At 58.8% G+C, this 14,006-nt stretch carries 13 protein-coding genes; 5 read left to right on the top strand and 8 right to left on the bottom strand.

The genetic code is table 11. The annotated features are described in order from the left end of the window. Positions 1 to 22: 22 nt before the first annotated feature. The 4 genes from lolE to ACLH1U_RS10690 all read right to left on the bottom strand — a co-directional run bounded on the left by lolE (position 23) and on the right by ACLH1U_RS10690 (position 3,425). On the bottom strand, positions 23 to 1,267 hold the full coding sequence (gene lolE, locus ACLH1U_RS10675; RefSeq protein WP_023289152.1) for a lipoprotein-releasing ABC transporter permease subunit LolE: 1,245 nt from the start codon (positions 1,265 to 1,267) through the stop codon (positions 23 to 25). Beyond that, positions 1,267 to 1,968: a lipoprotein-releasing ABC transporter ATP-binding protein LolD gene (gene lolD, locus ACLH1U_RS10680; RefSeq protein WP_032452447.1), complete on the bottom strand. Its 702-nt coding sequence runs from the start codon at positions 1,966 to 1,968 to the stop codon at positions 1,267 to 1,269. The genes lolE and lolD overlap by 1 nt, the downstream gene beginning before the upstream one ends. After that, positions 1,961 to 3,160 (bottom strand): lipoprotein-releasing ABC transporter permease subunit LolC, encoded by a 1,200-nt coding sequence (gene lolC / locus ACLH1U_RS10685; protein WP_023289151.1) that lies wholly within the window; start codon positions 3,158 to 3,160, stop codon positions 1,961 to 1,963. The genes lolD and lolC overlap by 8 nt, the downstream gene beginning before the upstream one ends. A gap of 133 nt (positions 3,161 to 3,293) precedes the next feature. After that, a complete protein-coding gene (locus ACLH1U_RS10690) occupies positions 3,294 to 3,425 on the bottom strand; it encodes a hypothetical protein (protein ID WP_032428740.1) in 132 nt (43 codons plus the stop codon). A 39-nt stretch (positions 3,426 to 3,464) separates the two neighbouring features. On the opposite strand from ACLH1U_RS10690, the gene mfd reads away from it, so the two are divergent. Together mfd and ACLH1U_RS10700 are read left to right on the top strand one after the other, a co-directional pair. Then, positions 3,465 to 6,911 carry a transcription-repair coupling factor gene (gene mfd, locus ACLH1U_RS10695; protein ID WP_032452446.1) on the top strand — a complete coding sequence of 1,149 codons (3,447 nt, stop codon included), beginning with the start codon at positions 3,465 to 3,467 and terminating at the stop codon, positions 6,909 to 6,911. A gap of 165 nt (positions 6,912 to 7,076) precedes the next feature. Further along, a complete protein-coding gene (locus tag ACLH1U_RS10700) occupies positions 7,077 to 8,036 on the top strand; it encodes a L,D-transpeptidase family protein (RefSeq protein ID WP_411299236.1) in 960 nt (319 codons plus the stop codon). 128 nt (positions 8,037 to 8,164) lie between these two features. Here ACLH1U_RS10700 and bhsA read toward each other — a convergent pair whose 3' ends face one another. Continuing rightward, the gene (gene bhsA / locus ACLH1U_RS10705; RefSeq protein ID WP_002900788.1) at positions 8,165 to 8,422 is read right to left on the bottom strand and encodes a multiple stress resistance protein BhsA; all 258 of its coding nucleotides are present in this window, start codon (positions 8,420 to 8,422) and stop codon (positions 8,165 to 8,167) included. Between the two features lie 133 nt (positions 8,423 to 8,555). Between bhsA and ACLH1U_RS10710 the strand changes: the two genes are divergently transcribed. Together ACLH1U_RS10710 and ACLH1U_RS10715 are read left to right on the top strand one after the other, a co-directional pair. Next, positions 8,556 to 8,675, top strand: a complete 120-nt coding sequence (locus ACLH1U_RS10710; protein ID WP_172977040.1) for a hypothetical protein — start codon at positions 8,556 to 8,558, stop codon at positions 8,673 to 8,675. Further along, positions 8,672 to 9,307 (top strand): TetR/AcrR family transcriptional regulator, encoded by a 636-nt coding sequence (locus ACLH1U_RS10715; RefSeq protein WP_023289148.1) that lies wholly within the window; start codon positions 8,672 to 8,674, stop codon positions 9,305 to 9,307. Before ACLH1U_RS10710 ends, ACLH1U_RS10715 begins: the two co-directional genes overlap by 4 nt. A 52-nt stretch (positions 9,308 to 9,359) precedes the next feature. On the opposite strand, the gene ACLH1U_RS10720 is transcribed toward ACLH1U_RS10715, so the two are convergent. Next, positions 9,360 to 9,482 (bottom strand): hypothetical protein, encoded by a 123-nt coding sequence (locus ACLH1U_RS10720; protein ID WP_004140642.1) that lies wholly within the window; start codon positions 9,480 to 9,482, stop codon positions 9,360 to 9,362. Between the two features lie 68 nt (positions 9,483 to 9,550). Here ACLH1U_RS10720 and ACLH1U_RS10725 point away from each other — a divergent pair, with 68 nt between their 5' ends. After that, positions 9,551 to 11,740 (top strand): TonB-dependent siderophore receptor, encoded by a 2,190-nt coding sequence (locus ACLH1U_RS10725; protein WP_048297236.1) that lies wholly within the window; start codon positions 9,551 to 9,553, stop codon positions 11,738 to 11,740. A 57-nt stretch (positions 11,741 to 11,797) separates the two neighbouring features. Here the strand turns inward: ACLH1U_RS10725 and ACLH1U_RS10730 are convergent, their stop codons facing one another. Beyond that, on the bottom strand, positions 11,798 to 12,337 hold the full coding sequence (locus ACLH1U_RS10730) for a glycine zipper 2TM domain-containing protein (RefSeq protein WP_002900781.1): 540 nt from the start codon (positions 12,335 to 12,337) through the stop codon (positions 11,798 to 11,800). A 193-nt stretch (positions 12,338 to 12,530) separates the two neighbouring features. Beyond that, positions 12,531 to 13,835, bottom strand: coding sequence for an NAD(P)/FAD-dependent oxidoreductase (locus ACLH1U_RS10735; protein WP_411299237.1), 1,305 nt, complete (start codon positions 13,833 to 13,835; stop codon positions 12,531 to 12,533). Positions 13,836 to 14,006: the final 171 nt, after the last annotated feature.

The following is a 14,006-nucleotide window of genomic DNA, read 5'->3' on the forward strand; positions in this document are numbered from 1 at the left end:
CCAGGCCGACGATGACGATAAATTACTGGCCACTCAGCACCCTCGCCGGGTCGATACGGCTGGCGCGGCGGGCGGGATACCAGCTGGCCAGCAAACTCAGCAACAGTGCTGTCACCAGCACATAAAAGACGTCCAGCCAGTGCAGTTCAGACGGCAGGAAGTCAATAAAATAGATGTCGCCGGAGAGGAATTTATGCCCAATCAGGTATTCGATGCCGTTGATGATTGACGTCAGATTCAACGCGCAGATCACGCCGATCACCACCCCGAACAGGCTGCCTACCGATCCGGCTAATAAACCATACCACACGAAAATCGCGCGAATTAAGCCGTCTTTTGCGCCAAGCGTGCGCAGCACCGCAATATCGCCGCTTTTGTCTTTGACCGCCATCACCAGCGTCGAGACGATGTTGAAGCAGGCCACGCCGATCACCAGCACCATCGCCAGGTACATAATGGCGCGGATCATCTGGATATCGCGATACATATAGCCGTAGGTGCCAATCCAGCTCTTGATGTAGACGTAGCTGTTGGTCACCTCGCCGGCGTCGCGCACCAGCTTGTTAGCATGGAAAACGTCGGTGACCTTGATGGCGATGCCGGTCACGCTGCCGCCCATCTCCAGGTACTGCTGCGCATCCTGCATCGGGATCATGGCAAAACTATGATCGAGCTGGCCGCTCAGCTGTAAAATACCGGTCACATGCAGCCTGACGCGTTTCGGCTGCAGCAGTTGATGGTCGGCGTCGGCGTTAGGGATCATGATCGACACCCAGTCCCCCTGCTTCACGTGCAGGGCATCGGCGACGCCTTTACCCAGAATCACCTGCTGTTCGCCGGCCTTGAAGCCGGCCCACGCGTTATTCTGCACAAAGGTGGGCAGCGCGCTGAGCCGGGTTTCCTGCTGCGGGTCGACCCCTTTCACCTGGATGGCGCGCATATTGCTGCCGCTCTCCACCAGGCCGGTGAAGTTAATATAGGGCGCCGCCGCGACAATCCCCTTCACCTTCTGCACCTTCGCCAGCGCCTCCTGCCAGTTATTCCACGGCTGGTTCACGGGTTCGATTTCACCGTGCGGCACCACCGCCAGCACGCGGTGGTTCAGCTCGCGCTCAAAGCCGTTCATCGCGCTGAGACCGACGATCAGCACCGCCACCCCCAGCGCAATACCGATGGTGGAGATCACCGAGATCAGCGACACCATGCCGCCGCGCCGCCGGCCGCGGCTGAAACGCAATGCAATTAATAACGATAACGGAGAGGCCATTACTCGGCCCCCATCAGGGTCAGGTCGGCGGTCAGGCGGCCATCGCGCATCTCCAGCTGGCGGCTCATCCGCTTCGCCAGCTGCAGGTCGTGGGTCACCACTAGAAACGCGGTGCGCTGCGCGAGGTTCAGTTCGCCCAGCAGCTGGAAGATGCTGTCCGCGTTGCGGGCGTCGAGGTTACCGGTCGGCTCATCCGCCAATACCAGCCGCGGTTTGTTCACCAGCGCGCGGGCAATCGCCACCCGCTGGCGTTCGCCGCCGGAGAGCTCCGACGGACGGTGATGGCTACGGTGTTCAAGCCCGACCGCATGCAGCATCGCTTTCGCCTGACGTTCAATGTCCGCCGGCTTCTTTTTGCCAATCAGCAGCGGCATCGCCACGTTTTCCAGCGCGCTAAAGTCCGGCAGCAGATGGTGGAACTGATAGATAAAGCCCAGCTCGCGGTTGCGCAGGTCGGCGCGCGCGGCGGTAGAGAGCTTGCTCATCGGCTGGCCGGAGAAAATCACGTCGCCAGAGGTGGGCGTATCGAGGCCGCCCAGCAGATGCAGCAGGGTACTTTTGCCGGAGCCGGAGGTGCCGACGATGGCCATCATCTCGCCTTCATCAATGCTGAAGCTGACATTGTGCAGGACATCGGTTTGCACATTGCCTTCCTGATAGCGTTTGCACAGGTTGTCGCATTGCAGCAGGATCTTATTCATAACGTAAAGCCTCAGCGGGTTGAGTGGCGGCAGCGCGCCAGGAAGGGTACAACGTAGACAACAATGCCAGCGCCATCGCCACCAGGGCGATCACGACGACCTGCAGCGGCTCAATCGCCACCGGCAGCGCCGCGCCGTCAAGGAAGGCGCCGATGATCGGCATTAAATTATTCAACTGGCTGGCCAGCAGCGCGCCAAGCACGGCTCCCAGCAGCGCGCCGACGATCCCGGCGCTGGCGCCCTGCACCATAAAGACGGCCATAATCTGTCGCGGCGTCAGCCCCTGGGTCTGCAGGATCGCCACTTCGCCCTGCTTCTCCATCACCATCATTCCCAGCGAGGTAATAATATTGAAGGCCGCGACGGCGACGATCAGGCTGAGCAGCAGGCCCATCATATTTTTCTCCATACGCACTGCCTGGAACAGTTCGCCCTTGCGCTCGCGCCAGTCCTGCCACTGGGTGCCCGACGGCAGCGTCTGCTGGCTGAGGGTATCCACTTGCAGTGGTTTATCCAGCCACAGGCGCCAGCCGGTGATATTCCCCAGCGGGTAGCGCATTAAACGGGAAGCATCGTCGATGTTGGTCAGCATCTGATAACCATCGACTTCGCTGTTGGCGGCGAAGGTGCCGATGACTGTAAACAGACGCTGGCTCGGCACGCGCCCCATCGGCGTAAACTGGCTGGCGGAGGGGACCATCACGCGAATTTTATCGCCGCGATTCACCCCCAGCTGGCCCGCCAGCTGCTCGCCGAGAATCACGTTATATTTGCCCGCCTGCAGATCGCTCTGTTTGACGTTCACCAGGTACGGTGTCAGGGGATCGTTCTGCGCCGGGTCGATGCCCAGCATCACGCCGACCGCCACGCTGCGCGCGCTCTGCAGCACCACGTCGCCGGTGGTGATCGGCGCCACGCGGGTGACGCCCTGGAGTTTCGCCTCGCGCTCCGGCAGCTGTTGGGGATTCACCGAACCCTGTTTGGCGCTAAGAATGGCCTGGGGCATCAGCCCCAGGATGTTGTTTTGCAGTTCGCGTTCAAAGCCGTTCATCACCGACAGGACCGTCACCAGCGCCATGACGCCGAGGGTAATACCGATGGTGGAAAGCCAGGAGACGAAACGACCGAAGCGGTCGGCTGCGCGCCCGCGCATATAGCGCAGGCCGATAAAGAGTGCGGCAGGTTGGTACATGTCATCCATCTGGTTGCTGATAGCCGATTCCCGAGTATATAAGCGATTAGGGGCAGCGTAAATGACTGATACCTGACGACTTTATTAGCAATAATCCTAAAAATCAAGCAAATACAAACGGATAGATAAGTACTTACTTATTAATCTTTACGCTTATCGACAGCGCTGACCTTTCTTCACTCAACACGCGATGGCAATTCGGGTTGGCGAATCCAGACCAATCGCGGATAATCTCACTATTGAATATCAGCGAGTTGCCCTCCATATCGGCAGAGCGAATCCCTAAGAGATCATGAAACCGTCTATGCCTGAACAATATCGATACTCATTGCCGGTGAAAGCCGGTGACCAGCGCCAGCTTGGCGAGTTGACCGGCGCAGCCTGCGCCACCCTGGTGGCGGAGATGGCCGAACGCCACAAGGGCCCGGTGGTGCTGGTGGCGCCTGACATGCAAAACGCGCTGCGTCTGAATGACGAGATCAGGCAGTTCACCGACAGCCTGGTGATGGGGCTGGCGGACTGGGAAACGCTCCCTTACGACAGCTTCTCGCCGCATCAGGACATTATCTCCTCCCGTCTTGCCACCCTTTACCAGTTACCCACTATGCAGCGCGGCGTGCTGATCGTCCCGGTCAGCACGCTGATGCAGCGCGTCTGTCCGCACAGCTTCCTTCACGGCCACGCGCTGGTGATGAAAAAGGGTCAGCGCCTGTCGCGCGATGCGCTGCGCGACCAGCTCGAGGGGGCCGGCTACCGCCATGTCGATCAGGTGATGGAGCATGGCGAATACGCCACCCGCGGCGCGCTGCTCGACCTGTTCCCGATGGGCAGCGACCAGCCCTACCGCCTCGATTTTTTTGACGATGAAATCGACAGCCTGCGCCTGTTCGACGTCGACAGCCAGCGCACGCTGGAGGAAGTGGCGGCCATTAACCTGCTGCCGGCGCACGAATTCCCCACCGACCAGACCGCCATCGAGCTGTTCCGCAGTCAGTGGCGCGACCGCTTTGAGGTGAAGCGCGACGCCGAGCATATCTATCAGCAGGTCAGTAAAGGGACGCTGCCTGCCGGTATCGAATACTGGCAGCCGCTGTTCTTCAGCGAGCCGCTGCCGCCGTTATTTAGCTATTTCCCGGCCAGCACGCTGATCGTCAACACCGGCGATCTCGAGGCCAGCGCGGAGCGTTTCCAGAATGAAGCCCGCGCCCGCTTTGAAAACCGCGGCGTCGATCCGATGCGCCCGCTCCTGCCGCCGGAACTGCTGTGGCTGCGCAGCGATGAGCTGTTCAGCGAACTGAAAAAGTGGCCGCGCGTTCAGCTGAAAACCGAGCGCCTGGCCGAAAAAGCAGCGAATACCAACCTGGGCTACCAGACGCTGCCGGACCTCGCCGTCCAGGCGCAAAACAAAGCGCCGCTGGATAATCTGCGCCGCTTCCTCGACGCGTTTGCCGGCCCGGTGATCTTCTCCGTTGAAAGCGAGGGTCGCCGGGAAGCGCTGAGCGAAATGCTGGCGCGGATCAAAATTGCGCCGAAACACCTGCTGCGCCTGGAGGAAGCCACCGGCAACGGGCGCTATCTGATGATTGGCGCCGCCGAGCACGGGTTTATCGACAGCCAGCGCGGCCTGGCGCTGATTTGCGAGAGCGACCTGCTCGGCGAGCGCGTAGCGCGCCGTCGTCAGGATTCCCGTCGCACCATTAACCCTGACACGCTAATTCGCAACCTTGCCGAACTGCATATCGGCCAGCCGGTCGTTCACCTGGAACACGGCGTGGGCCGCTATGCGGGGATGACCACCCTGGAGGCGGGCGGCATCACCGGCGAATACCTGATGCTGACCTACGCCAACGATGCCAAATTATACGTTCCGGTCTCCTCGCTGCATCTTATCAGTCGCTACGCCGGCGGAGCGGAAGAGAACGCGCCCCTGCACAAGCTGGGCGGCGATGCCTGGACCCGGGCGCGGCAAAAAGCGGCCGAGAAGGTACGCGACGTAGCGGCCGAACTGCTGGATATCTACGCCCAGCGCGCGGCGAAAGCCGGGTTTGCCTTTAAACACGACCGCGAACAGTATCAGCTGTTCTGCGACGGTTTCCCGTTTGAAACCACGCCGGATCAGGCGCAGGCGATCAACGCCGTCCTCAGCGATATGTGCCAGCCGCTGGCCATGGACCGCCTGGTGTGTGGCGATGTGGGCTTCGGCAAGACCGAAGTGGCCATGCGCGCCGCCTTCCTCGCCGTGGAGAACCACAAACAGGTGGCGGTACTGGTGCCGACCACCCTGCTGGCTCAGCAGCACTATGACAACTTCCGCGATCGTTTCGCCAACTGGCCGGTACGCATCGAAATGCTCTCCCGCTTCCGCAGCGCTAAAGAGCAGGCGCAGATCCTCGAGCAGGCCGCGGAAGGCAAAATCGATATCTTGATCGGCACCCATAAGCTGCTGCAGAGCGAGGTGAAGCTGCGCGATCTGGGGCTGCTGATCGTCGACGAAGAGCACCGGTTTGGCGTGCGGCATAAAGAGCGCATCAAAGCGATGCGCGCCGATGTCGATATCCTGACCCTCACCGCCACGCCGATCCCGCGAACGCTGAACATGGCGATGAGCGGAATGCGGGATCTGTCGATCATCGCCACGCCGCCGGCGCGCCGCCTGGCGGTAAAGACCTTCGTTCGCGAATACGATGCGCTGGTCGTGCGCGAGGCGATCCTGCGTGAAACGCTGCGCGGCGGTCAGGTTTACTATCTGTTTAATGACGTCGAGAACATCCAGAAAGCCGCCGACAAGCTGGCGGAGCTGGTGCCTGAGGCGCGGATCGCCATCGGCCACGGTCAGATGCGGGAGCGCGAGCTGGAGCGGGTGATGAATGACTTCCATCACCAGCGCTTCAATGTGCTGGTGTGCACCACCATCATCGAAACCGGGATCGACATTCCCACCGCCAACACCATCATTATCGAACGCGCCGACCACTTTGGCCTCGCCCAGCTGCACCAGCTGCGCGGCCGCGTTGGCCGCTCCCATCACCAGGCCTATGCCTGGCTGCTGACGCCGCATCCGAAGGCGATGACCACCGATGCGCAAAAGCGCCTCGAAGCCATTGCCTCGCTGGAAGATCTTGGCGCCGGCTTTGCGCTGGCGACCCACGATCTGGAGATCCGCGGCGCCGGGGAGCTGCTGGGCGAAGATCAGAGCGGTCAAATGGAGACCATCGGCTTCTCCCTGTATATGGAGCTGCTGGAGAATGCGGTAGATGCCCTGAAAGCCGGGCGCGAGCCGTCGCTGGAAGATCTCACCAGCCAGCAGACGGAAGTCGAACTGCGCATGCCTTCCCTGCTGCCTGATGATTTCATCCCCGACGTCAATACTCGTCTGTCGTTCTATAAGCGCATTGCCAGCGCCAAAAACGAACAGGATCTGGAGGAGATCAAAGTCGAGCTGATCGATCGTTTTGGCCGCCTGCCCGACGCCGCGCGCAATCTGCTGGATATCGCCCGTCTGCGTCAGCAGGCGCAGAAGCTGGGGATCCGTAAGCTGGAGAGCAATGAAAAAGGCGGCGTGATCGAATTTAACGAGAAAAACAACGTCAATCCGGTGTGGTTGATCGGCCTGCTGCAGAAGCAGCCGCAGCACTTCCGCCTGGACGGGCCGACGCGCCTGAAGTTCATGCAGGATCTCGAGGAGCGAAAGACGCGGATGGATTGGGTTCGCCAGTTCATGCGCCAGCTGGAAGAGAACGCCGTCGCCTGATCGCGGGGGAGATTCGGCCGGTACGCCGTATCTCCCTTTTCACATATCTGGCAATCTTTACAAACATTTTGCAATCCGCCTGGATTTCCCCACACAGACTCACGCCATAATCTCATCTCCTTTTTCATATAAAAATAACCAGTTATATATTTTGGAGTTATGGTAATGAGAAACCGTTTCCCCCTGGCGCTGGCGCTGGCGCTGGTCGCGCTGGTTGCCGCGCTGGCGCTGCCTGCGCGCGCTAACACCTGGCCCCTTCCCCCGCCGGGCAGCCGGCTGGTGGGGCAGAATCAGTTCCATGTGGTGCAGGATAACGGCGGTTCGCTGGAGGCGATTGCCAAAAAGTACAATGTCGGCTTTCTGGCCCTGCTGCAGGCCAATCCCGGGGTAGACCCCTATGTTCCGCGCGCCGGCAGCGTGCTGACTATCCCCCTGCAGACGCTGCTGCCCGATACGCCGCGCGAAGGGCTGGTGATTAACCTTGCCGAACTGCGCCTCTACTATTACCCGCCGGGCAAGAATGAAGTGACTGTCTACCCGATCGGCATCGGCCAACTGGGCGGAACCACCATCACACCGACGATGGTCACCACCGTGTCCGACAAGCGGGCTAATCCGACCTGGACGCCAACCGCTAACATTCGCGCGCGCTACAAAGCGATGGGGATTGAGCTGCCGGCGGTGGTGCCTGCCGGTCCTGACAACCCGATGGGCCATCACGCTATCCGCCTTGCCGCCTATGGCGGAGTCTATCTCCTTCACGGCACCAATGCCGATTTCGGCATCGGCATGCGCGTCAGCTCCGGCTGTATTCGTCTGCGCGACAACGATATCAAGGCGCTGTACAACGCGATCTCGCCGGGCACGAAGGTGAATATTATCAACACGCCGATTAAGGCGTCGGTGGAGCCGGACGGCCGCCGTCTGGTCGAAATCCACCAGCCGCTGTCTGAGCATATCGATGACGACCCGCAGACCCTGCCTATTACGCTTAACGCGGCCATGAAGGCGTTCAAACAGGCGCCGCAGACCGACGGCACGGTAATGGAGCGCGCGATGAATTACCGCTCGGGCATGCCCATTGACGTTACCCGTCATGCCGACCCTGGTCCGCAGTCGCTGTAACCTCACGCTGCAGAAAACAAAAAACCCGCCTGACGGCGGGTTTTTTGTTGGCAAGGGTCAAACAGGGGTACAACAGGGTCTTACTCATCGCTGACCGGTGAAGGGGGCCGGGCAGCAACGCATCGGGTTTACTTGTAGATAACCGCGGTACCGTGAAGAGTATTCGGACCGGTTACCGAAGTAATACGGTATGAGGTGGCGCCCATTTCATCCGCTTTCTGCGCCAGCTGGTCTTCCAGCGACCCCAGGTTAGTCCCTGCGGACGCAGAGATGGTGCCCACTTTATGCTGGCCGGCTGGGGTGGACTGCACCTCAACAGCGGCAAAGCTGGCGAAAGAGAGGGAGCTAAGCACGGCGGCAATAGCCAGAGTATTAACGGTTTTCATGATTATTATACCTATGCAGATGAATTTTATAGTAGGGTCGTAAGCATTAACTTAACGATCGATAGGTAAATAATAATGTGATCTAAGTCACACGTCAACGCATTTTTATAACGATCGTTTAACTATTTATAAAATGCTTAATTTTCATACGCATATGAATTATTTATTTTTGGACCAACAGCGCTGGCCCCGGCGATCGTTTATTTTTATAATGGCCATTCACCAAACCAACATAGGTACAACGGCATCATGACAACTGACGTTCAAAGTTGCGCCAAAAAAAGCCGTGGCCGACCGAAGGTGTTCGACAGGGATGCGGCGCTGGACAAAGCCATGACACTCTTCTGGCAGCACGGCTATGAGGCGACCTCGCTCGCCGATCTGGTCGAGGCGACAGGAGCAAAAGCCCCCACCCTGTATGCGGAATTTGTGAATAAAGAAGGACTGTTCCGCGCAGTATTGGATCGTTACATTTCGCGCTTTGCCGCGAAGCACGAAGCCGTGCTGTTTGCTGAGGGAAAAACCGTCGATCGGGCGTTGCGCGACTACTTCACCGCGGTCGCCACCTGCTTTACCAGCAAAGAGACGCCGGCCGGCTGCTTTATCATCAATACCTCCGCCGCGCTGGCCGCCTCCTCGACGGATATCGCCAACACCATCAAATCCCGCCATGCGATGCAGGAGCAGGCGCTAACCCAGTTTCTGCAGCAGCGGCAAGCGCAGGGCGAACTGCCCGCGGGCCGCGACGTGGCGCAGCTCGCGCAGTTTCTCAACTGTGTCCTGCAGGGGATGTCCATCAGCGCACGGGAAGGCGCCGATTTCGACAAACTGATGCAAATCACTGACACCACTCTCCGTCTCTGGCCGCTGGTCCTCGAGTCCTGATGCGCCCCGCTTCCGGCGGTATTCTGCCGCCGGAACCGCCCGCCGTTTCGCTTTACCCCCACAAAATAGATTGATTTTTATTACCTTTTCTCGCGCAAGATAAACGCAAATGATATTGATTGCGATATTCATTATGTGCAAAATCCTTTTTTGAGTTTTTCCAGATGTTTCGCATTGTAACGAATACCGGCCGACGCCGGCCCATAACAACGACAAAGCAACTTGCTCATAAAAGGAATGGATATGAAAAAGCGCCTCTGGGTGCTCCACCCTCTGCTGCTGGCCAGCGCGCTGCCTGCGCTGGCGGCTCAATCTGATGAAGACAGCATCATCGTTAGCGCGAACCGCACCCACCGCACCGTGGCCGAGATGGCCCAAACCACCTGGGTCATTGAGGGCCAGGAGATTGAGCAGCAGGTCCAGGGCGGGAAAGAGTTCAAAGACGTGCTGGCTCAGCTGATCCCGGGCATCGATGTCAGCAGCCAGGGGCGCACCAATTACGGGATGAACATGCGCGGGCGCGCCATCGTCGTGCTGATTGACGGCGTCCGGCTCAACTCCTCACGCACCGACAGTCGCCAGCTCGACGCCATCGATCCGTTCAACATCGAACATATCGAAGTGATCTCCGGGGCGACCTCACTGTACGGCGGCGGCAGTACCGGCGGACTTATCAACATCGTCACCAAAAAAGGGCAGCAGGATCGGCAGGTCGATCTTGAGGTGGGCAGCAAGAGCGGGTTTGCCAACAGCAACGATCATGATGAGCGCGTCGCAGCGGCCGTCAGCGGCGGGACAGACCACGCGTCCGGGCGTTTATCGGTAGCCTATCAGCGTTTCGGCGGCTGGTACGACGGCAACAACGATGCGCTGCTCCTCGATAACACCCAAACGGGGCTCCAGCACTCTGACCGTCTGGACGTCATGGGAACGGGGACGATCGAGATCGACGACAACCGCCAGCTGCAGCTGGTCACCCAGTATTATAAAAGCCAGGGCGATGATGACTATGGCCTGTGGCTCGGGAAGAATATGTCCGCGGTGACCAGCGGCGGCAAAGCGTACACCACCGACGGGCTCAATTCCGATCGTATCCCCGGCACCGAGCGCCATCTGATCAGCCTCCAGTACTCCGATGCCGACTTCTTCGGTCAGAATCTGGTGAGCCAGGTGTACTATCGCGATGAATCCCTCACCTTCTATCCGTTCCCGACGCTCAGCAAAGGCCAGGTCAGCAGTTTCTCCTCGTCGCAGCAGGATACCGATCAGTATGGGGCAAAGCTGACCCTGAACAGTCAGCCGCTGGCGGGCTGGGATCTCACCTGGGGTCTCGACGCCGATCATGAGACCTTCAATGCCAATCAGATGTTCTTCGATCTGCAACAATCGCTGGCTTCCGGTGGGCTGCACAACGAATCGATCTATACCACCGGCCGCTACCCGGGATACAGCATCTCCAACGTCGCGCCGTTCCTGCAGTCAAGCTACGATCTGAACGACATCTTTACCATCAGCGGCGGGGTTCGCTACCAGTGGACCGAAAACCGGGTTGACGACTTTGTCGGCTACGCCCAGCAACAGGATATCGCCAACGGCAAAGCGCGCTCCGCCGACGCCATCAAAGGCGGCAAAACCGATTATGACAACTTCCTGTTTAACGCCGGGATCGTCGCCCATCTGACCGAGCGTCAACAGACCTGGTTTAACTTCTCGCAGGGCGTTGAGCTGCCGGATCCGGGTAAATACTATGGCATCGGGAAATACGGCGCCGCGGTCAATGGTCATCTGCCGCTGCTCTCCAGCGTCAACGTCGATGACTCGCCGCTACAGGGGATCAAAGTTAACTCGTATGAGCTGGGCTGGCGCTACACCGGCGATAACCTGCGCACCCAGCTGGCGGCGTATTACTCGACTTCGGATAAGACCATCGTGGTCAACCGTACCGACATGACCATCGATGTTCAGTCCGACAAGCGGCGTATTTACGGCGTTGAGGGAGCGGTCGATTACTTTATTCCGGACAGCGACTGGAGCGTCGGCGGCAACTTCAACGTGCTGAAATCACAGGTACAGACCGATGGCCGCTGGCAAAAATGGGACGTCACCCTCGCCTCGCCGTCCAAAGCCACCGCCTGGGTAGGCTGGGCGCCGGATCCGTGGAGCCTGCGCGTGCAGAGCCAGCAGGTGTTTGACCTCAGCGACGCCGCCGGCAACAAGCTGGAAGGCTATAATACCGTCGATTTTATCGGCAGTTACGCGCTGCCGGTGGGGAAACTGACCTTCAGTATCGAAAACCTGCTTAACGAAGATTATGTCACCATCTGGGGCCAGCGTGCGCCGCTGCTCTACAGCCCAACCTACGGCAGCTCGTCGCTGTATGAATATAAAGGCCGTGGCCGTACCTTCGGTCTGAATTACGCGTTAACTTTCTGACAAAAAAAGCCCCTCAGCCTGAGCGATTGAGGGGCTAATCATTACACAAATCTGTTTTTAGATTTTGTTGTTCAGGACCAGCTGGCCGTTGTTGTCCAGCGGGATCTGGCTGCCAGGATCGTGATCCATACGGATTTTCCCCTGCTGATCGCCTATCTTATAGGTCACATCGTAGCCCAGCATTTTGTCGGATTTGTCATACACCGTTTTGCAGCGCTGCTGCGTGGTGGTGTAGGTGTCGTTATCCTGCATCGCGCCCTGGATCTGGTTACCGGCATAGCCGCCGCCCAGCGCGCCCACGACCGTCGCCACGCTGCGTCCGTGACCGCCGCCGAACTGGTGGCCAATCACCCCGCCCGCCACCGCGCCCAGCACGGAACCGGCGATGCGGTTTTCATCCTGTACCGGACGACGATGGGTCACGGTGACATTGCGGCATTCCTGGCGCGGCGTTTTCACGGTTTCTTTAATCGGTGTACTGGAGACCACTTGCGCATACTGCGGGCCGCGATCTAACACGTTGAGACCAGCGACAGCTGCAACGCCCAGCGCGGCAGCCACGCCTATCCCTATACCCGCCAACATAGATTTATTCACGGGAGATCCTCCTTTGTTGCTGTTGATACAATTTTGCAACCGGACCCGGGAAGGCGCAAATCAGATAGCGGATGAAAAGTGCGAGAATTCGCTGCAAATCAAAGGGATTCAGAGGATTCCGAGCGGGATCCCCGCCGGTTCAGCAGAAGAGCCCGGAGGCGCCGCCAGGGCGCGCTCCGGGTCGGGGTAGCGATTAGTGCAGCTTGAGACGCGGGCGAATGATGCGGTTGATGCGACCAACCAGCATCATCAGGCCGGTTTTGAAATAGCCGTGCAGGGCGATCTGGTGCATACGGTACAGGGAGATGTACACGAAGCGCGCAATGCGCCCTTCCACCATCATCGAGCCGCGCATCAGGTTGCCCATCAGGCTGCCGACGGTGGAGTAATTGGACAGCGACACCAGCGAGCCATGATCTTTATAGGTATACGCCTTCAGCGGTTTGCCTTTCATCTGCGCGAGGATGTTATTCAGCGCGCAGGTGGCCATCTGGTGCGCCGCCTGAGCACGCGGTGGCACAAACCCGCCTTCCGGACGGGCGCAGGAGGCGCAGTCGCCGATGGCGAAAATATCCGCGTCGCGGGTGGTCTGCAGCGTCGGCTCAACCACCAGCTGATTGATACGGTTGGTTTCCAGGCCGCCGATCTCTTTCATGAAATCTGGCGCTTTGATCCCGGCCGCCCAGACCATCAGATCCGCTTCAATATATTCGCCATCTTTGGTGTGCAGGCCGCCCGCATCGGCGCTGGTGACCATGGTCTGCGTCAGCACCCGTACGCCCAGCTTGGTCAGCTCATTGTGCGCCGCGCCGGAAATGCGCGGCGGCAGCGCAGGCAGAATGCGTTCGCCCGCTTCGACCAGCGTGACGTTCAGCGCTTCGTTGGTCAGCCCTTTGTAACCGTAGCTGTGCAGCTGTTTCACGGCATTATGCAACTCAGCGGAGAGTTCCACGCCGGTGGCGCCGCCGCCGACGATGGCAATGTTCACTTTACCGTTAGCGCCAAGGTTCGCGGAGTACTTAAGGAACAGGTTGAGCATCTCCTGATGGAAACGACGCGCCTGATGCGGGTTGTCGAGGAAAATGCAGTTCTCTTTCACCCCAGGGGTGTTGAAGTCATTCGAGGTACTGCCCAGCGCCATCACCAGCGTGTCGTACGGCAGTTTACGCTCAGCCACCAGCAGCTCGCCTTTTTCATTGCGCAGCTCACCGAGGGTGATGGTCTTCCCTTTGCGATTGATATCGACCACCGATCCCAGCTGGAACTGGAAGCCGTGGTTGCGGGCATGGGCCAGATAGCTCAGCGCATCAACGCCTTCATCCAGAGAACCGGTGGCCACTTCGTGCAGCAGCGGCTTCCACAGATGGCTGTGGTTACGGTCCACCAGGGTGATTTTCGCTTTCTTATGGCGCCCTAACTTTTTCCCCAGCTGAGTTGCCAGTTCCAGTCCGCCTGCGCCGCCACCCACAATTACGATTTTTTTCAATGGCGTAGTCATGTGTACCCCTAAAATTATTAACCAATTGTTAAATAAAAGTTATTAAAATAGCCTTTATTTAACAACAAGTTACGTCAATGAAACCATTCAGCACTGTCGAGAATACCATGAACGGTGCATTGGTCATACCAAAATTGATGTGCATCAAGTTTTGTCGCGTATTTTTTCAGC

Source organism: Klebsiella sp. 1SOBk5mer (assembly GCF_046603115.1).
GTDB lineage: Bacteria > Pseudomonadota > Gammaproteobacteria > Enterobacterales > Enterobacteriaceae > Klebsiella > Klebsiella quasipneumoniae.